General features: G+C 64.9%; 14 protein-coding genes and 1 tRNA gene. 8 read left to right on the plus strand and 7 right to left on the minus strand.

Translation table 11 applies throughout. The features are described 5' to 3' along the window. Positions 1-200 precede the first annotated feature (200 nt). From BSF38_RS21120 to BSF38_RS21140, 5 genes are all read left to right on the plus strand, one after another. A complete protein-coding gene (locus tag BSF38_RS21120; RefSeq protein WP_076348958.1) occupies positions 201-1,301 on the plus strand; it encodes a sialidase family protein in 1,101 nt (366 codons plus the stop codon). Between the two features lie 135 nt (positions 1,302-1,436). Beyond that, positions 1,437-1,802 carry an STAS domain-containing protein gene (locus BSF38_RS21125; RefSeq protein ID WP_076351245.1) on the plus strand — a complete coding sequence of 122 codons (366 nt, stop codon included), beginning with the start codon at positions 1,437-1,439 and terminating at the stop codon, positions 1,800-1,802. A gap of 90 nt (positions 1,803-1,892) precedes the next feature. Further along, positions 1,893-1,966, plus strand: a tRNA-Arg gene (locus BSF38_RS21130). Positions 1,967-2,272: 306 nt separating this feature from the next. After that, positions 2,273-2,653 (plus strand): BlaI/MecI/CopY family transcriptional regulator, encoded by a 381-nt coding sequence (locus BSF38_RS21135; RefSeq protein ID WP_076348960.1) that lies wholly within the window; start codon positions 2,273-2,275, stop codon positions 2,651-2,653. Continuing rightward, on the plus strand, positions 2,650-4,443 hold the full coding sequence (locus BSF38_RS21140) for a M56 family metallopeptidase (RefSeq protein ID WP_076348962.1): 1,794 nt from the start codon (positions 2,650-2,652) through the stop codon (positions 4,441-4,443). Before BSF38_RS21135 ends, BSF38_RS21140 begins: the two co-directional genes overlap by 4 nt. 107 nt (positions 4,444-4,550) lie before the next feature. On the opposite strand, the gene BSF38_RS21145 is transcribed toward BSF38_RS21140, so the two are convergent. The 4 genes from BSF38_RS21145 to BSF38_RS21160 all read right to left on the minus strand — a co-directional run bounded on the left by BSF38_RS21145 (position 4,551) and on the right by BSF38_RS21160 (position 8,726). Continuing rightward, entirely contained in the window at positions 4,551-5,441 is an 891-nt protein-coding gene (locus BSF38_RS21145) for a sensor histidine kinase (protein WP_237170554.1), read from the minus strand. A 237-nt stretch (positions 5,442-5,678) separates the two neighbouring features. Beyond that, on the minus strand, positions 5,679-6,824 hold the full coding sequence (locus BSF38_RS21150; RefSeq protein ID WP_076348964.1) for a dienelactone hydrolase family protein: 1,146 nt from the start codon (positions 6,822-6,824) through the stop codon (positions 5,679-5,681). 133 nt (positions 6,825-6,957) lie between these two features. Continuing rightward, a complete protein-coding gene (locus BSF38_RS21155; protein WP_076348966.1) occupies positions 6,958-8,010 on the minus strand; it encodes an iron-containing alcohol dehydrogenase family protein in 1,053 nt (350 codons plus the stop codon). Further along, on the minus strand, positions 8,007-8,726 hold the full coding sequence (locus tag BSF38_RS21160) for an HAD-IB family phosphatase (RefSeq protein WP_076348968.1): 720 nt from the start codon (positions 8,724-8,726) through the stop codon (positions 8,007-8,009). The genes BSF38_RS21155 and BSF38_RS21160 overlap by 4 nt, the downstream gene beginning before the upstream one ends. A 187-nt stretch (positions 8,727-8,913) precedes the next feature. Between BSF38_RS21160 and BSF38_RS21165 the strand changes: the two genes are divergently transcribed. From BSF38_RS21165 to BSF38_RS21175, 3 genes are all read left to right on the plus strand, one after another. Beyond that, complete coding sequence (locus tag BSF38_RS21165) at positions 8,914-9,423, plus strand: hypothetical protein (protein ID WP_076348970.1); 510 nt, start codon at positions 8,914-8,916, stop codon at positions 9,421-9,423. Positions 9,424-9,681: 258 nt separating this feature from the next. Next, complete coding sequence (locus BSF38_RS21170; RefSeq protein WP_083713187.1) at positions 9,682-11,253, plus strand: efflux RND transporter periplasmic adaptor subunit; 1,572 nt, start codon at positions 9,682-9,684, stop codon at positions 11,251-11,253. A gap of 64 nt (positions 11,254-11,317) precedes the next feature. Beyond that, positions 11,318-14,410 carry an efflux RND transporter permease subunit gene (locus BSF38_RS21175; RefSeq protein ID WP_076348974.1) on the plus strand — a complete coding sequence of 1,031 codons (3,093 nt, stop codon included), beginning with the start codon at positions 11,318-11,320 and terminating at the stop codon, positions 14,408-14,410. 125 nt (positions 14,411-14,535) lie between these two features. Here BSF38_RS21175 and BSF38_RS21180 read toward each other — a convergent pair whose 3' ends face one another. The 3 genes from BSF38_RS21180 to BSF38_RS21190 all read right to left on the minus strand — a co-directional run bounded on the left by BSF38_RS21180 (position 14,536) and on the right by BSF38_RS21190 (position 17,226). Continuing rightward, positions 14,536-15,267, minus strand: coding sequence for a PEP-CTERM sorting domain-containing protein (locus tag BSF38_RS21180; RefSeq protein WP_083713190.1), 732 nt, complete (start codon positions 15,265-15,267; stop codon positions 14,536-14,538). Between the two features lie 152 nt (positions 15,268-15,419). After that, the gene (locus BSF38_RS21185) at positions 15,420-16,097 is read right to left on the minus strand and encodes a ferritin-like domain-containing protein (RefSeq protein WP_076348976.1); all 678 of its coding nucleotides are present in this window, start codon (positions 16,095-16,097) and stop codon (positions 15,420-15,422) included. Between the two features lie 244 nt (positions 16,098-16,341). Continuing rightward, positions 16,342-17,226, minus strand: a complete 885-nt coding sequence (locus BSF38_RS21190) for an RNA polymerase sigma factor (protein WP_076348978.1) — start codon at positions 17,224-17,226, stop codon at positions 16,342-16,344. Positions 17,227-17,570 lie beyond the last annotated feature (344 nt).

Genomic DNA, 17,570 nt, shown 5'->3' on the forward strand with positions numbered 1-17,570 from the left:
GAATCGGCGCGTTCAGGCGTGATCGTAGGCGGATCGCTCAAGACGAGTATGGCACGAGATCGAAGACCGACGCCAGTCGCGACGCTACGACAGGCCCGCCGGGCCGCTGCGATCTTGCTTCGCGCGCAGGGGGATGCCACGATTGGGCGTCCTCTCGCAATCGACCGGACCGAAAACCACGGAAACAGGATCAATCGCCCATGGATCGCAACGTCGCGAGAAACCTCGCCGTCCTGTTCGCGCTGGCTGTTCTCGTCGGCTTCGCTCCTCACGCCGAGGCGGGCGACTTTCGCATCGAGCGGATTTTCGGGCCGGAAGTCCCGACCGGTCGCTATAAGCATCCGGCCAGCATGACCGAGCTGAGCAACGGCGATTTCTACCTGGTCTATTACGGCGGCGAGGGCGAATACGCGCTCGACACCGGCGTGTTCGGCTCGCGGCTCAAGAAGGGGACGAAGACGTGGACTCCGCCGAAGCGGATCGCCCACGACCCGTTCAACTCGCTGGGCAACGGGGTCGTCTGGGAAGCGCCCGACGGCGTGGTCTGGCTGTTCTACGTCGTCCGCTACGGCGACACGTGGTCGAACTCCCGGGTGGCGGCCAAGATCTCGAACGATCAGGCCGAGACCTGGTCGGACGCCTCGCTCCTGGTGATGGAGGAAGGGACGCTGGTCCGCAACCGGCCGCTCGTACTCAGCACCGGCGAATACCTGCTGCCGCTTTACCACGAAACCGGCGGCGACCAGGAATTCACCGGCCCGGACACGTACTCGTTCTTCCTGCGGTACGACCCGAAGACCAAGAAATGGACCCGGTCGGGCCCGCTCCACTCGCCGAAAGGCAACGAGCAGCCGGCGCCGGCCGAGCTGTCGCCCGGGAACCTGGTGTCCTACTGCCGTCGCAGCGGCGACTACAAGCCGGAGACCATCGGCTATATCGTCCGTTCCGAGTCGCACGACGGCGGCTTGACCTGGGCGGAGGGAGCGAACTCATCGTTCCCGAACCCCAACGCGGCCGTCGATCTGTTGAAGACGCGGAGCGGCAAGCTGCTCTTGTTCTTCAACGACAGCATGAACAGCCGGACCCCCTTGACCGTGGCCCTCTCGCCCGACCTCGACCGTACCTGGCCGATCCGTCGGAACATCGTCGAGGGCGAGGGCGATTTCGGCTACCCGTTCGCCTTCCAGGCGAGCGACGGCCTGATCCACGTCGTCTACACGTCCGAACGGCGGTCCGTCGTCAACCAGGCGATCTTCGATGAAGATTGGATCGAGAACGGCCCGAAGACCGTCAAACCCTGACCCGTCGACGCGGGCCGCACTCGGAAACGATCGTCGGGATTGACGAGCCCCCCTCCGATGAGTCAAAGTCCGATGGGGGATTCGATCGCGGATTGGAAAAGCTCAAGGACCGAGCCAGTGTCGGGGGAAACTTCCATGAGCGTTCCAGAAGTCAAGCATCTCCGCGTGACGAACATCGACGGCGTTGCGATGGTCGACTTCGTCGGTTCCGAGTTGATGTACGCGAGTGACCTGGTGCAGGACGTCGGAGCGGAGTTGACGTCGCTGGTCAAGGATCAGAACCACACGAAGCTTCTGCTCAATTTCCGCAATGTCCAGTACCTTTCCAGCATGATGCTCGCACAGCTTGCGCACCTTGACCGCGAGGTCAAGAAAGCGAAAGGCCAGCTTAGAATCTGCGGCCTCGGGCCCGTCCTGAGAGACACCTTCCGCATCAGCCACTTCGAGTCCCTCTTCGCGATCTACGATGACGAGGCGGCGGCCCTGAAGGGATTTCACTGACTTTGACGACGCGGTTTCGCCCGTAGAGCCCATTCATCCCGACGCCGGCCTTGACAAGGAGCCCCGGCGACGCTGAAATGAGTGGGTAATGTGCTCGTAGCTCAACTGGATAGAGCGTCGGCCTCCGAAGCCGAAGGTTGCAGGTTCAAATCCCGCCGGGCACACTTTTCACAACCCCCTCCAAAGGCTCAATCCCGAGCCCGTTCATCACTCCTTGAAACAAGCGACTCATCCGGTGTTCACCGGGTGGGACGTCCCTTGCCGGCCGGCGCGAAACCTCGCGATTCCCGCCGTGTGAACGTGGTCGGCCCCGTCGGTTCAGCACGGAAATCGCCGCGTGGGGTGCCTGTAAGTCCGTCGTCACATGGCGATTCGTAGTTCTCGAATCGAGCCGACCTGCAGTCGGAACTTGACGGCGTTCAAGTGTACGCCATAATGGCTTTCATTGGAACGCCGTAAGGAGGCCGAAGATGTCCAAACGTCCCATTCCGGCGAAGTCGGAACTTGAGGTGGCGCGGATCGTATGGGATTTGGGGGTCGCGACGGTGCGCCAGGTTCTCGACGCTCTGCCGGTGGAGCGTGGTCTCGACTTCAAGACCGTGCAGACCTACCTGCGACGGCTCGAAGCCAAGGGCTATCTGGAAACCCGGCGCGAGGGGCGGAGCAACGTCTACCGGCCGATCATCCGTCCGGATCAAGTCGTCGGCGAGGTGACGGACGACTTTTTGAATCGGTTGTTCGATGGCCAGGTGCTCCCGCTGTTTCAACATCTAGTCAATGACCGCGGATTGTCGGACGTCGAGATCCGCCAGCTACGAGAACTGTTGGACCGTTTGGAGGACGAGTCGTGACGCCTTTCGATTTCGATGCGCTCGCGCGACTGGCGTGGGCTCAGATCTGGCAGGTCACGGTCGTGGCTCTCGTCGTTGGGATCGCGACGAAGCTTTGGTGCCGCGACCGGCCTCGTTTGGCTTATGCGCTCTGGATGCTGGTCGTCGTCAAGTCCATGGCGCCGCCGGTGTGGAGCAGCCCGACGGGTCTCTTCAGTTGGGCCATGGTCGACGTCGCGGCGCCGACGGCCGCCGTCGCCGAGATGGCCGTCCCGAGCCCGGTGGTCGCCTCCAATCGCGGGGGCTTGGTCGCGTCGCCGATCGCGATCGAAGCCGCGACGCGCGAGCCCTCTCGACGTGTCGAGGCGGCTGTAGATCATCGCCTGGCGGTCGCGGCGTTCTCGATCTGGGCCGCCGGCGCGGTGGTTAGCGTCGCTTTCGTGATCGGCAGGCGGCTCGCCTGCTCGGTCGTGATCCGACGATCCAGGCTTCCCGTGGACGACCGATTTCTCGCGACGCTGACGGAACTGTCACGGCGGCTCGGCATGCGGGGGACTGTCCGACTTCTCATGACGTCCAGGCCGATCGGACCGGCCGTCTTCGGCCTCTTTCGGCCCACGATCCTGCTGCCGGAGGCGCTGGCGGCTCACCAGCCGTTGGAGCGGGTCGAACTCATCCTGGCTCATGAACTGATCCACGTCCGAAGGGGCGACCTCGTCGCAGGCGCGTTGCAACTCGTCGCGCAGCTCGTCTGGTGGTTCCATCCCTTGATCTGGTGGGCGAACGCCCAGGCGTCTCGCGTGCGGGAACGTTGCTGCGACGAGGAAGTCCTCTCGGGCGTCGGCTGCAAGCCGGCGCTCTATGCGCGGACCCTTTTGAGCGTCCTCGAACAGAAGGCGCTATTGCGGTCGCTCGTCGCCCTTCCGGGCGTGCGGGCGTTGGAAGTCACGTCACTGCGATTGGAGTCGATCATGAAATCTGGGAAAGTTGATCATCGGCGGGCGTCCTTGGTCTCTCGGCTCGCCTTCGTGGCTGGGGCGGTCGTCCTCGTCCCCGGGATGGGCTTGACCCTCCGCGCCGCCCGCCCGTCGGCCGCGATCTCAGGCCAGTTCGCGGCGGTCGAGGAAGCTCCGAACGCTCGAGCGGCGGTCGACGACGGGGCCCAGCCGGCGGGTTCGCCCAGCGTCGTCCGGCCGGATTCGGCTTTTGAACGACTGGGGAACCCGCAGGTGATGCTAATGCTCACCCATCCCGCAACGCAGGTGATCCGGAAAGCGCTGAGGATCACCGATGATCAGATGGCGAAGATCACGGAGATCGAGAAAGTGAGGAACGAACGGCCCGCCCTCGTCAAAGGGAAAGGGGAGATCAGGTTGACGGGCAGCCCGGATACGTACCCCGAGCAGATCGCCGCGTTTCTCGACCGAGAGGCTGGGAAAGCCCTGATCGAGACCCTCACGCCCCCCCAGATCAAGCGATTGGATCAGATCGTTTTGACGTCGCGCGGCGTGATGGCGTTTCGCTATCTCGACGTACAGAAGGACCTGCACTTGACCGCCGAGCAGGAGGGGAAGATCAACGCGATTCTCGAGGGGCTCGTCGCAGCGTTACGAGACCTGGGGCGAAAGCCGGGCGGTCAGCCGAAGAATTACGAGGGTGCCATGGCCCTGGAAGCAAAGGCCGAGCCGTTGCGGAAGGGGGCTTTTGAGCAGATTCTCGCCCTGCTCACCAAGGAGCAGTCCACGCAATGGAAGGCGATGATCGGCGAGCCCTTCCGCGCCGAAGAGGCGGAATCCGGCCCGGCCCGTTGAACGGGGCGGAGCGTCCCCGCGTCAGGATTCAGGGGCCTGCCGGTCTCTTCGTGTGAACACATCCCGGCGTGGGGCTGGAGGAAGGCCTCCGGCCCCAGCCTCCCGGCTCACGCCGCGCCGACGCGGGTCGACGATTCGGGGGGCGGGCAGGAAGGCAGGAGCAGGGTGAAGGTCGAGCCTCGGCCCTGGCGGCTCTCGGCCCGGAGTCGGCCGTGGTGGGCCTCGATGATATCGCGGCAGACGGCCAGGCCCAGTCCCGTGCCCCCCACTCCGCTCGAATCGGGGCCGGTTTTGGTGGAGAAGAACGGCTCGAAGATCCGCCTGAGGTTCTCGGGCGCGATCCCCTCGCCGTGGTCCAGCACGCTCAGCTCGACCATCCGGCCGGACGGGTCAAGCGCCAGCTTCAACCGGACGACGCCGCCGTCGGGCATCGCCTGGCGGGCGTTGATCAAGAGGTTGATCAAGACCTGCTGGATCTGCGCCGGATTGACCTTCGCGAACGGCCGGCTCATCAACTGGACTTCGAGCCGGACCTTGTGCCGGTTCAGGTCCTTGCCGATCAGCATCACCACTTCCTCGACCAAACGGTTCAGGTCGATCGGCTCGCGGTGGTTCGGGTCGCGGCCGGGGCGCGACAGGCCGAGCATCCCCCCGGTGATCGTCGTCGCCCGCTGGGCCGCTTCGAGGATGCGGTTGAAGGCCCGCTCGCGGTAAGCCGGGTCGGGATTGCGGAGCCCGAGCTTCGCGTAGTTGAGGACCGGCGTCAGCGCGTTGTTCAGCTCGTGGAAGACCCCGCTTGCGAGGATTCCCAGACTGCTGATCCGCTGAAGGGCCACGATCTGCCGGCGCAACGCCTCGATGTGCTCTTGCGACGACGCCGCGTCGATCTCGCGATCCGTCTGCGCGTCTTGCATGGCGTGGAGCGCCGGACGAGAACATGCGGCCTCGGAAAGCGGGGAGAGTGACTTCATCGCATCGTCTTGGCTCTTGCGCGACATGGCCGCGTTGACCTCCTGCCCATGGGGTGACGCCCGTACTTTCGTATCGGCTCGTTTCCACGCGGGAATCAGTTTGTCGAGGGCCATCAGGCGACGAGCCGAAACACCGGCGTTCAGCCGGAGAAACTGTGTGCATCGCACCGTTTTAGGGGTTCGGGCGAGCCTTGTCGGCGGAGGTCGCGCGGGCGGGACGGGCAAGAGACGTGGGCGCGGATGGAGGCGACCGGCGCGCGAAAGCTACTTGACGGGGTCGGCCTCGGCGGCGGCCGGCGCGGACGATTCGGTGATCTTGATCGGCCATTCCCAGGGAATGATCCGGATGCCGTTGGAGAGGACGACCCGGGGAATTGAGTCGAGATTGTCGCTCATTAAGGGAGGGGTGACCTTGCGGCCGTCGCTCCAGTAGCCCAGGTGGGTGAATTGCTCCTCGTCGGTGATGGCCTCGTCCAGGTTCCGGCCGGCGAACGCGGCGTCGAGAGTGGCGTCGGCGATCCGCCAGAAACCGGCCCAGTCGAGCGCGTTGACGTCGCCGAGGCTGAGCTGGAACGACCGCAAGATCCCCTCGCCGGTGTCGAGCCGGTGGTTGGCGCTGGTCGGAGCCGTGTGCTCGGCGATCAAGGGGGGGAAGCCGTGACGATCTGACCGGAACACCACGTACCGCTTGTGAGATCGAGGAACCGCGGTGGCCTGCGCGAAGATCTGTCGGCCGCGAAGGTCGCCGACCAACAGGTCGTCCTCGCCGACGGCGACGATCATCAAGGTCGACGCGGGGATCAGGCTCAGCTTCGGCTCGCGCAGCGGGAGCACTTCGCCCGGCATGAACAGCATCGCCGCGCGAATCTGGGGCAGGCCGGCGTGCGGATCGGCCGAGACCGCAGTGATCTGCGCGGCCAGGTTCCCACCCGCCGAATGGCCGATCAGAGCGAAGTGTTTGAGGTTGGGCCGGACGTGCTTGTCGCTCGTTTCGAGGACCGTCAGCGCGTCGCGGATCGCGAACAGGGCGTTGGGCAGGAAGTCGCGCGGCAACGTACCCACGTCGTTCTGGTAACGCGGGAAGACGACGACGTTGCCGGATCGCACCAGGTGGTCGATCCAGGCACCGTAGATCGCCGGGTTGACCGAGAACCAGCCGTGGAGGAACACCACCACCGGCGCTCGCTTCGGCTTCGGATCGGCCGGCTCGAAGATCCAGTACGATCGCGGTCCCTGGCCGAACTCGTACCGCAGGACGCGCTTGTGCTGGTGCTTCGACTGCCCGGGATGCTCGACCGGCGCCGTCCGCGAGGGACGCGACGGACCGTCCTCGGCGCGGAGGCTCGCGCCCGCCGACATGAGGAGGACGAAAATCCCGCAAACGACTCTGGGGACGAAGCTCGTTTTCATGGCCATCCCTGGCGTTATGTGCGCAACGTCATGTCGCGCGTGCCAAGCCGCGATTGCGCGGAAAGGTCGGCATAGTCTGCCTATCCTGCTCGAAGTGTCAATCGCAGACGGAGTGGGACTTGGTTGGATCGAATCAGGGGCCGAAACAGGCTTTCAACCGCTCATCTCGATCTAATAAGGATATCGCTTCGGCTTGAGCCCCGTCTTGAGACAAAATCGTGTAGAAATCGTCCTTGATGGTCGGGGCGATCTCAATGGCGCTTCGCCACTCGGCGCGGGAGAACGGGTCGGATTCGATCTGCCGCCAGAATCCGGTTTCGTTGAACAAGCCGTCGATCCGCTCGGACTGGTTCTCCTGGACGAGGCTCATCAGGTAGGTGGCGACGCCCACCTGGAGGCCGTGGAGTCGAGGTCGCGCGGAGGTTGCGTCGAGGGCGTGGGATATCAGGTGCTCGCTGCCGCTGGCCGGTCGCGACGAGCCGCAGATTTCCATGGCGATGCCGTTGAACATCAGCGACGAGGCTAGCAACTGGGCCCCTTCGAGGTCGAACGACGGGCGGGCGAGGAACTGATGGACGGTGGCGTCGGACAGGAGCGCCGCGAAGTCGTCGACCGGCTCGCCGACCTGATGGAAGGCCAGCTTCCAGTCGAAGATCGCCGTCAGCTTCGAGGCGAGGTCGCCGATTCCCGACAGCCAGAGCGGCCGGGGAGCGTCCTTGCAGACGTCGAGATCAACGACGACGGCGGAGGGCAGGGCGGCGGCCAGCGATTTGCGGCGGCCGGCGACGGTCAGGCTCGACTGCGGGCTCGAAAATCCGTCGTTCGACAGCGACGTCGGCACGGCGTAATACGGCAGTCGGCCCAGGAACGCGACGTACTTGGCCACGTCGAGCGCCTTGCCGCCCCCCAGGCCGATCATGGCCGAGGTTTCCTTGCGGACGTTGGTGAACAGCTTTGTGGCGGTCTCGAACGACGCCTCGCCGATTTCGATCCAGTCGATGCACGACACGCCCTGTTCGCCCATGCCCCGGCGCACGCGGTCGAGATATTCGGGGATCATCCCCTGGCTCACGACGACCATCGCCTTCGTGTGCCCTTCTCGCTTGAGATAAAGCCCCAGCCGATCGATCGCTCCCGGCTTGACCCGCACCAGCGACGGGATCACCACCTGCGTTTTGATGATCATGACGACGACTCCGTAGCGCCGGCTCGCGCCGATTCCGTTCGATCCAGGTCGCAGAGCGCGCGGGCGATCTCCGACCAGCAGTTGAACGGCTGAAAGCGGAGACCTTCGCCTGTCAACGCCTGGGCCAGGTCGGCGCGGGCGAATCGGAGGGATTCGGGAACCAGGCGGGCGGCGTCGAGGTCGGGGAATCCGTCGCCGGCGAACGCGACCAGGCGGTGGTCGAGCAACCCCTGGCGGACCACGGCGGCCTTGTCCACGCCCAGGGTGGGGGAAAAAAACGGCCCGGGAGCGGGCGGTTCCATCAGCAGCCCCCGGCCTTCCTCGAATCGTCCGGGATTCGCGAAGACCGGGACGTCGACCCCCGCCTCGGCGAGCAAGATCCGGATGTACCAGGCGCAGCCGGCCGAGGTGATCATGACGTCCCAACCGGCCCGGTCGAGGTTGCGTACGCCCGTGGCGATCTTGGGATCGAGTTGCATCCGCTCGACGATCGCGCGGACGGTAGATTCGTCGGCCCGAATCGCGGCGAAATACGCCTGGAGCGCCTGAAAGTGCGTGATTCGGCCAGCGCGGTAGTCGACCCAGTAGTCGGGGACGTCGGCCGGCAAGAGGTTCTTGATGGTGAGCTGGTAGAAATCTTCGCGGGTCATCGTGCCGTCGAAGTCGCTGACCAGGAGCGAGCGGGCGGGGGGGGCGGAGTTTTGGGTATGTCGCATGAGCGGAATTCTGCACCTGAACGACGGGCCGACGATCGTCATCGAACCGCCGTCGCGCGATCCGTTGCGGAGCGCCGCGCCTCGGCGCGGCTCGCCGGCTTGACCAGTATCCTTCCAGGGTTCATAATATCGTAGACTCGTGTGAGTACGGGAGGTCGTTTGTTACGGATCGAGGGCGGGCGTGGCCATGTTTCATCGGCCTAAAACCGTAGCGTGGCAGGTTGTCGGGATCGTCATGCTGATCCCCGGCTTGCTCCGCGTCCCTCTGCCGCAGGCCGACTTTCATATTATTCGCCACCATCATGGGTTCGGCGAAGTCTGCCCTCAGCACGATCATCTCCTCCGCTGGCATCCCCAGGCTGGCGAGACCGAGGACGTCGCGGTCCTGCACTGGCACTGGCTGCTTCCCCAGGCCCTCGACATCACGCCGGGCGGTTCTACTCCCGCCTTGCATGCGCACGTGGTTGATTCGCTTCAGCCCGAGTGGAACAGCGACCAGGTGGTCCTCTCGGAGGAACGCGCCCGCGTTTCGGTGCCGTCCGACCTGGCGTCGTGGCTGGATCTCGCCCTGATCGGGGCCGAGGGGATCGACTCGCCCCGGCTGGAGCCGCCGAACGCTTGGGCCGGCGCGCGCGGCGCGGATGACGACACGTCTGGCGAAACGGCCCGCTCGCGACTCGTCCGCTGGAACTGCTGAGTACGCGAGGGCTCCAGACGCGGCGAACCTCTGCGCCTTCTCGTCTTCGCTCGTGATCGCCGTCCCTGAAAAAGACGATCACGACGGCGGCTTGGCGTGGACTCTCCGACGCCCTTTGGTGAAGCGCATCCGCGCCTTCGCCTAGAGCCCTCACCGCCCGTCTCATGACGTTCGACTCCGGCCTTTCGGGGCGGGCGTCCACGGCCAACCCGCGGTTCGAAGTTCCTTCCTTCGGCGACTCGTGCGGAGTCTTCATCCATGTCCTTTGCGATTGCTCGAACGTTTCCGACCCGGCATGCGCTGACGCGAACCTTGCCGTGGCTCGCCGCGGCGGTTTCGATCGGCGTCCTGATCTTTCATCTGGCGACTGATCCTCCCCGCCATCAATGGTTGACGGGCTCGTCGGAGGCCGATTTTACGGCGGAGTCGGCCGTCAACGCGAAGCTCGAGCCGATCGCGGCGGCGGTCGGTTCGGCGACGACCGTCAGCCTGTCGGAGATCAAGTCCAGGGCGGCGGGCGTCACGACGGAGAAGGTCCGCATTGATCGCCTGGCGGCCGAACTGGGAGTACCCGGCCGGATCGAGCTGAACTCGGACCGGCGAGTCGACATCCGGTCGCGCGCCGCGGGCGTTGTGCGTGAAGTTCACGTCGTGCTCGGTCAGCAAGTGAAGCGCGGCGAGCCGTTGGTGACGCTCGACAGCCCCGACGTCGGCACCGCCCGGCTCAACCTCCGGGCTAGGCAGCGCGAGCTGCTCACGGCGCGGATCGAGGCCGAGTGGAAGAACAAGATCGCCGAGACGGTCGCCTTGCTGATCCCCGAGATCGTCAAGGGAGTCGATCCCGAGATCCTTGAGAAGGAATTCGCGGACAAGCCGCTGGGCGCGTTTCGAGGGATTCTTCTCCAGCCCTACTCCCAGTACGACATCGCCGCCCACGAGGAAGAGAAGACGACCAAGTTGCGCAGCCAGCAGATCATCGGCGAACATCCCGCGATTCTCGCCAAACACACGCGGCAGGGGCTTCAGGCCGGGCTCTTCTCCGCGATCGAGCAAGCCAGGTTCGACGCGGCGCAGCAGACGCGACTGGCCAACCAGGCCATGAAGCTGGCCGAATCGGCGGTCGTCGACGCCGGTCAGCGGCTGCGAATCTTGGGGGTCGACGAGAACATTCAAGACCTGATCGACCACGCCGACGAGGCCGACAAGGCGGCGGTCGTCGACGACGTCACGCTTTACCGGATCGTGGCGCCGTTCTACGGGTCGATCATCAATAAATCGGCGGTGCTCAGCCAGCGGGCTGATCCCATCGACCTGCTGTTCACCCTCGCCGACCTGAGCACCGTATGGGTCTCGGCCAGCATCGCCGAATCCGACATCGCCAAGGTCCCCAGCGTCAAGGGAGGCCCCATCCGGTTGTCGGCGTCGGCCTTTCCGACACGGATCTTCGAGGCGAAGCTCCTCTCGGTCGGCTCCCTGGTCGACCCCTTGACCCGGACCACGTCGCTGCTGGCCTTGATCGACAACTCGGAACGTCTGCTGCGGCCGGGTATGTTCACGCGGATCTTGCTCGACGCCCCGGCCAGTGAGGAGGCGCTCACCGTCCCGGCCGCCGCCGTCGTCGAGATCGAGGGCCGTCGCGGCGTGTTCCTGCCGGGGGCCGCGGACGGCGAACGCACGACTTACACGCTTCGGCCGATCGTGGCCGGTCGCGAGACCGGCGATCGGATCGTCGTCAAGTCCGGGCTGAAGGAAGGGGACGTCGTCGTCGCCGCGGGCGCCTTCGTCCTCAAGAGCGAGCTGATCCTCCAGAACACGAACGACGAAGACTGACCGTCGACCCGACGTCGTAGGATCTCACTCGCCTCACTTCTCGTTCCGAGACGATGGAATCTCCATGCTCAACGCCATCATCGAAGGGTCGCTCAAGAATCGGTTCTTCGTCCTCGCCGCGACCGCACTCATCGCGGGAATGGGCGTGTACTCGGCGCTGCATCTGCCGATCGACGCCGTGCCCGATCTGACGAACGTCCAAGTGCAAGTCATCACCGAAGCCCCGGCGCTGTCGCCGATGGAAGTCGAATCGTTGCTCTCGTTCCCGGTCGAGGGCGCCATGAGCGGCCTGCCGAACGTCGAGCAGATTCGCTCGGTGTCCAAGTTCGGGGTCTCGGTCGTGACGGTCGTCTTTCACGAAGGGACCGACCTTTACCGCGCGCGGCAGCTCGTCGGCGAACGCCTCCAGCGCGCGGCCGAGGCGATCCCGCCGAACTACGGCACGCCCACGCTGGGGCCGATCGCCACGGCGCTTGGCGAGGTGTACCAGTTCCAGGTCAAGGCCGAGGCCGGCTCGTCGATCACGCCGATGGAGCTTCGCAGCCTGCTCGACTGGTTCATCTCGTTCCAGCTTCGCAAGGTGCCCGGCGTCACCGAGATCAACGGCCACGGCGGCGAGGTGAAGACGTATCAGGTCGAAGTCGACCCCGACAAGCTCGGCAATTACAAGCTGTCGATGACCGACCTGTTCCTGGCGCTGCGGAACAACAACGCCAACGTGGGGGGCGGCTATCTCGTCCACGAAGGCGAGGCCCGTTACATCCGCGGCGTGAGCCAAGCGCGGTCGGTCGACGACGTCGCGGCGATCGTCGTCGACGAGCGCGACGGTGTGCCGGTCACCATCGGCAACGTGGCGACGGTCCACCCCGCGCCGATGATCCGATCGGGCCTGGCCACCCGCGACGGCCAGGGCGAGATCGTCGTCGGGCTCGTGATGATGCTGATCGGCGAGAACAGCCGCCGGGTCGTCGAGGATGTGAAGGCCGAGATCGCCGAGATCCAGAAAGCGCTGCCGAAGGGCGTGACGATCGAGCCCCTCTACGACCGCACGCATTTGATCGCCAGCACGCTTGACACGGTCTTGCACAACCTGCTTGAAGGCGGGGCGCTCGTGATCCTCGTCTTGCTGCTGATGCTCGGCGATGTGCGAGGCGGCCTGATCGTGGCACTGGCCATCCCGCTCTCTATGCTGTTCGCCGCCAACGTGATGCTCGCCACGGGCGTTTCGGCGAGCCTCATGAGCCTGGGCGCGATCGACTTCGGCTTGATCGTCGATTCGAGCGTGATCATGATTGAGAACTGCGTCCGCCGGTTGGCCCATGAGGGGGGCACGCGGCTCAAGGAGGACATCGTCCTCGACGCCGCCGTCGAAGTCCGCAAGCCGACCATGTTCGGCGAGTTGATCATCACGATCGTCTACCTGCCGATCCTGGCTCTGCAAGGCTCGGAAGGGAAGTTGTTCCGGCCGATGGCCCTGACGGTCATTTTCGCGCTCGCGGGTTCGCTGGTCCTCTCGCTCACGTTCATGCCGGTCATGGCGTCGCTGGGTTTGAGCGCGCGGCCGCAGGAAAAAGAGATCTGGCTGATTCGCATTCTCAAACGGTGGTACGTGCCGATCCTCGACGCGTTCCTCCGTCGTCCGTTCCTGGCGTTCGGCACGGCGCTCGCTCTGGTGCTCGTGAGTCTTCCGATCGCATGGAACATCGGAGCCGAGTTCATGCCCCGGCTCAACGAGGGCGACTTGCTCATCGAGGCCGTGCAGATCCCCTCCGCGGCGCTCGAGCGGGCGGTGCCGGTCTCAACCCATATCGAGACGCTGCTGCGAACGTTCCCGGAAGTCCGCCTGGTTTACTGCAAGACTGGTCGACCCGAGATCGCCAACGACGTCATGGGGGTCCACCAGACCGACGTCTGGACGATGCTCAAGCCCAAGGAAGAGTGGCGCCCGGGGCTGACGCGCGACGGCTTGATCGATGAGATGGACAAGCTGCTCACCGACAACGTCCCCGGCGTCAAGTTCGGCTTCAGCCAGCCGATCGAGATGCGCGTCAACGAGCTGGTCGCGGGGGTGAAGAGCGATGTGGCCGTCTTGATCTACGGCACGGACCTCGACGTCCTGCGCCAGAAGGCTTCGGAGGTCGAGCGGGTGCTGGCGCGCATCCCCGGGGCGCACGACGTCAAGGCGCCCTCGGCCGGGAGGTTGCCGCTGCTGAGCATCAACGTCCGCCGCGACCAGCTCGCGCGCTACGGCATCAAGGCGTCTGACGTGCTCGACGTCGTAGCGGCCCTCGGAGGCACGACGGTCGGCTCCGTCTTCGAAGGCCACATTCGCCGACCGCTCCAGATCCGCCTGCCGGCGTCTTGGCGCAACGATCCCAAGCAGATCGGCTCGATCCGGATCGTCGACAAACTGGGCCGCCCGATCCCCCTCAAGGACCTAGCCGACATCTCCAACGAGGAAGGGCCGAGCGAGGTCGAGCGCGAGAATATCCAGCGGCGGGTATACGTCGGGGCCAACGTGCGGGGCCGCGACCTGGCCGGTTTCGTCGCCGACGCACGCGCCGCGATCGAGGCCGAGGTGGAATTCCCTCCCGGCTACCTCGTCCGGTGGGGAGGCCAGTTCGAGCATCTCGAATCGGCGACCCGCCGCTTGGCGATCGTCGCGTCGGTCGCCCTCGTCATGCTCTTTCTGCTGCTTTACGGTTCATTCCACTCGGCCCGTCTGGCCTGCCTGATCTTCACCGCCGTGCCGATGGCGGCGACCGGAGGCGTCTTCGCGCTGGTCTTGCGCGGGCTGCCGTTCTCGATCTCGGCGGCGGTCGGATTCATCGCGCTGTTCGGCGTCGCCGTTCTGAACGGGCTCGTCTGGGTGAGCGCCGTCGAACATCTCAGGCAGGACGGCCTCGATCCGCACGCCGCCGCGCGTGAAGCGTCGATCATGCGGCTGCGGCCGATCCTGATGACCGCGCTCGTGGCCGGCATGGGCTTCATTCCCATGGCGTTGGCCACCACTCCGGGCGCCGAGATCCAGCGCCCGCTGGCCACGGTGGTCATCGGCGGTCTGTTCACATCGACGATGCTCACATCGCTCGTCCTGCCGTCCATCTACCCCTGGTTCGCCGCCGGGGATCGTCAGCCCCGGCCGACGGAAGCGTGAGTGGCGACCTGCGTATGATCGTATGATTTGGACACCCGGCGAGCGGGTGCGGGACTTCCGCGGGAACCCTTATTGCCATTGAGGATGAAACCAGAAGACTCGTCCCGCTCGCCGAAGTGGATCAACTAGGCGTTTGACCGCCGCCGGGCCTTGAAAAGGATCAAGAGGGCGCCGAAGCCCAGAGACACCATGCTTGTCGGTTCGGGAACCGCAGCCGCCGACAGAAGCGCCTGTTGGGTTCCCTGGGGCACGGGCGCGCCGTAATCGGCGCCGACGATCGAGGTGTTGCCGATCGCCATGAAGCTGAAGCCGGTCCAGGGCCCGTCGAAGCCGCCGTTGGGGAGCAACGTCGAATCGAGCTTCAAGTTGTCGACCAGAAGTCCCGAGGGGTAGGTATCGTCCGTGACGTTCACGACGCCGATTCCCAGAGTGTACAACCCCGCGTCGGCGAGCGTCATCGTGAAGCTGAGGATCGACGAGCCAAGGGAGAACGGCGTCGACGACGATGAGAACGTGGTGCTCGCCACGTCGGCCAGCGAGGTCGGGTCCTGCGAGTTCAACGTCACGAACGCGAAGTCGTTGACGAGGTTGAGGCCGGCCGTCGGGTCTTCATTGGTCAAGAATTGATACTGGAACGAGAGCACCTGCCCGGCGATCGCCGAAAAAGTGGTCTGGATCGCCGAGCCGTTGATTGCGGGGCCGTCGCCGACGCCGTCGAGGGCTCCGCTGGAGAGCCCGAGAAACGATTCGATCTGACCGGCGGAAACGGCTCCGCCCGCCTGCGCCGCGCTTCCGGTCAAGCAAACGGCCGCGGCGAACAGCAGGGAGCGACCGCATACGATACACCAGGGACGCATCAGGGAGTTCTCCGGATGAGGATTCGATCGATGAAGGAACAGGCCGATCGGAGAGCGATCCCCCCGCTTCGCACCCGCCGAGCGGATGTCGAGGCGGCGGGGCGCAACGCTTTTCCGATCGCCGGGAACGGGAACGCTCCGTCTTCCGCCGTTCAGGTGAACTTGGGCACGTTGAGGTTGTAAAATTCAGCTTCAAGGAATTCGAGGGCCAGGGCGAAGTTGAGCACGTCGATGGGGCTCTGCAACCCACCGGCGGGGATCAACGGCGGGCCGCCGTTCAAGTCGACGACGAACGGTCCGGCCAGCGCGACCACTTCCTCGGGCGTCAACGCCAGATCGAAGGCTTCCTTCTGGTTCTTGACGTTCTGGGTGATCGGCAGATTCAACAATGTGTTCAGGTATCCGGCGTGCCTGGCCTCGATGAGCGCGATCGAACCGGCCGGTGAGAGGTAAGGAGTTCCGGCGAGCAGCGGCAGGGCGCCGAGATACGCGCCGACTCCCGTGTTCTCCAGGGCCCGGGAAACCATGGCGAAATCCAAGACGTGGCTCTGGAGCAGGTTCTTGAACGTCGGCTTGGGGCGAGCCGCCGTGCCCAGCCCGTTAAGCAAGTACTCGACGTGGGCGTTCTCGTCGCTGAGGATGTCCTGGAAATTCCTCACGTTCCATCCACGGTAGAGCGTCGGCAGGTAATCCGGGCTTTGGGCGAACAGGCTGGTTGACGTCGCCCCCAAGACGACCGGCGCGGCGGCGGCGGTCGTGAGGACGGTCTTCAGGAATGATCGCCGTGCGTCGTTTCGCGGGGCGGACTCGGTTCTCGGGCAAGAATCCATTTCTGATGCTCCCTGATGTCGAGGAAGGGGGAAAAGAGCCTGGAGGAACGAAGGGACGAATGATGGAATGAAATAGGCGAGCGAACCCCGCTTGATCCCTCCAGGCCCGGACGTTGAACAGCGCGCAGAGTCTCCCTGCGAACCGACGGATAGACCGCGGCCGATGGAGAACACCGTCTCACAGACGGAACGAATGCGGCGAGTCAGGAGAAAACGCCGCACATTTCGAGCGGACGCCGGCGATCTAGCTACAGTCGATCGCCAGCACGTCGGTCAGGTTCGAGGGAAGATCGGCTCCGTCGGTCGCGGCGGCAGGTCCCCACGGAATCATCGCGGCGGCGCTGGTCGCGGCCGTGGATCCCAGAAAGAGAGCCAACACGACCGCCCCGCAGATGACCGCCCAGTCGCCTATCGAAAAGCGAATCGAAAAGAGCGCGGGCTTCGAGAGGGCCGCGGCTTCAGCATGCGAAAGTCCGAGCGGCGCGTCCTCGATCACCGCCCCGAGCGTCGACTCAACCAGGCCGTCGGGGGGAGCGGCGCCGGCCTCACACCTCCAGAGCAGCAGCAGGCCGGCTGCGAGAGTGATCTTGCGGCGGTCGAGCCGCTCGCGGAGCAGCTTGCGGCCCCGCACGAGCCGGACCTTGACCGTTCCCGACGCCCAACCGAGATGAGAAGCCGCTTGCTCGTGCGTCAACCCTTCGAGATAACAGAGGACCAACGGCGCCCGGTATCGATCTGGAAGCCGTTCCAGTTCCTCGCGGACGATCAGAAACAGATCGTGATCCGATTCCGCGACGACCTCGCAACCGGACGCGTTCTCGTCCCACGCTTGCTCACGCTCGGACAGACGAATCGACCGTCGACGGATGCGCGCGGCCGTCTTGTAGGCCACTCCGCAGAGCCATCCCTTCAGGCTCTCGGGGTCCTGGATCGCGCCGGCCTTCTTGAACAGCGTCAAAAAGGTCGCCTGGAAAGCGTCTTCCGCCAGGTGATCGTCGCGGAGCACGGTGCGGCACACGCGGAGCACGACTGGACCATGTCGCGCCACCAGAGCGGCGAACGCCTCGGGGTCGGATCGGTCGACGAAGGCGTCCAGCAATCGCGCGTCGTTATTCGTCCTGAGTTGCATTTGTAGCTCTCATTCCGTCCGTCGCCGATCCTTGACGATAGTTCCTACACTTATACTGCATCTTCCAATCGGGGCGGGTTCAAGTTTTTCGGTTCTCGATTTGCTGATCCTCTATAAGATCTCTTGGCGAGCGTCTCTGGTTTCGCGTGTTCGGGACCAGTCCTTCGAGCATGGGGTCTGCTGATCTGAGCTTGTTTACCCCGCGATCCAGCACTCGGCGACTCCTCGGGACGACGGCGCTTTGCGTTTCGGCGTTCGTGGCGGGATGCGCCGAAGCGAATCCTCTGGGGAGACAGCCGGTCTCCGGTCGAATCACGGTCGAGGGCTCGCCACTCGCCGCCGGA

This window comes from Paludisphaera borealis, from assembly GCF_001956985.1.
Classification (GTDB): domain Bacteria; phylum Planctomycetota; class Planctomycetia; order Isosphaerales; family Isosphaeraceae; genus Paludisphaera; species Paludisphaera borealis.

Coding starts and splice junctions, on each gene's coding strand:
- BSF38_RS21120 (WP_076348958.1), top strand. CDS start 201: ATGGATCGCAACGTCGCGAGAAACCTCGCCGTCCTGTTCGCGCTGGCT.
- BSF38_RS21125 (WP_076351245.1), top strand. CDS start 1,437: ATGAGCGTTCCAGAAGTCAAGCATCTCCGCGTGACGAACATCGACGGC.
- BSF38_RS21135 (WP_076348960.1), top strand. CDS start 2,273: ATGTCCAAACGTCCCATTCCGGCGAAGTCGGAACTTGAGGTGGCGCGG.
- BSF38_RS21145 (WP_237170554.1), bottom strand. CDS start 5,441: ATGTCGCGCAAGAGCCAAGACGATGCGATGAAGTCACTCTCCCCGCTT.
- BSF38_RS21150 (WP_076348964.1), bottom strand. CDS start 6,824: ATGAAAACGAGCTTCGTCCCCAGAGTCGTTTGCGGGATTTTCGTCCTC.
- BSF38_RS21155 (WP_076348966.1), bottom strand. CDS start 8,010: ATGATCATCAAAACGCAGGTGGTGATCCCGTCGCTGGTGCGGGTCAAG.
- BSF38_RS21160 (WP_076348968.1), bottom strand. CDS start 8,726: ATGCGACATACCCAAAACTCCGCCCCCCCCGCCCGCTCGCTCCTGGTC.
- BSF38_RS21165 (WP_076348970.1), top strand. CDS start 8,914: ATGTTTCATCGGCCTAAAACCGTAGCGTGGCAGGTTGTCGGGATCGTC.
- BSF38_RS21170 (WP_083713187.1), top strand. CDS start 9,682: ATGTCCTTTGCGATTGCTCGAACGTTTCCGACCCGGCATGCGCTGACG.
- BSF38_RS21175 (WP_076348974.1), top strand. CDS start 11,318: ATGCTCAACGCCATCATCGAAGGGTCGCTCAAGAATCGGTTCTTCGTC.
- BSF38_RS21180 (WP_083713190.1), bottom strand. CDS start 15,267: ATGCGTCCCTGGTGTATCGTATGCGGTCGCTCCCTGCTGTTCGCCGCG.
- BSF38_RS21185 (WP_076348976.1), bottom strand. CDS start 16,097: ATGGATTCTTGCCCGAGAACCGAGTCCGCCCCGCGAAACGACGCACGG.
- BSF38_RS21190 (WP_076348978.1), bottom strand. CDS start 17,226: ATGCAACTCAGGACGAATAACGACGCGCGATTGCTGGACGCCTTCGTC.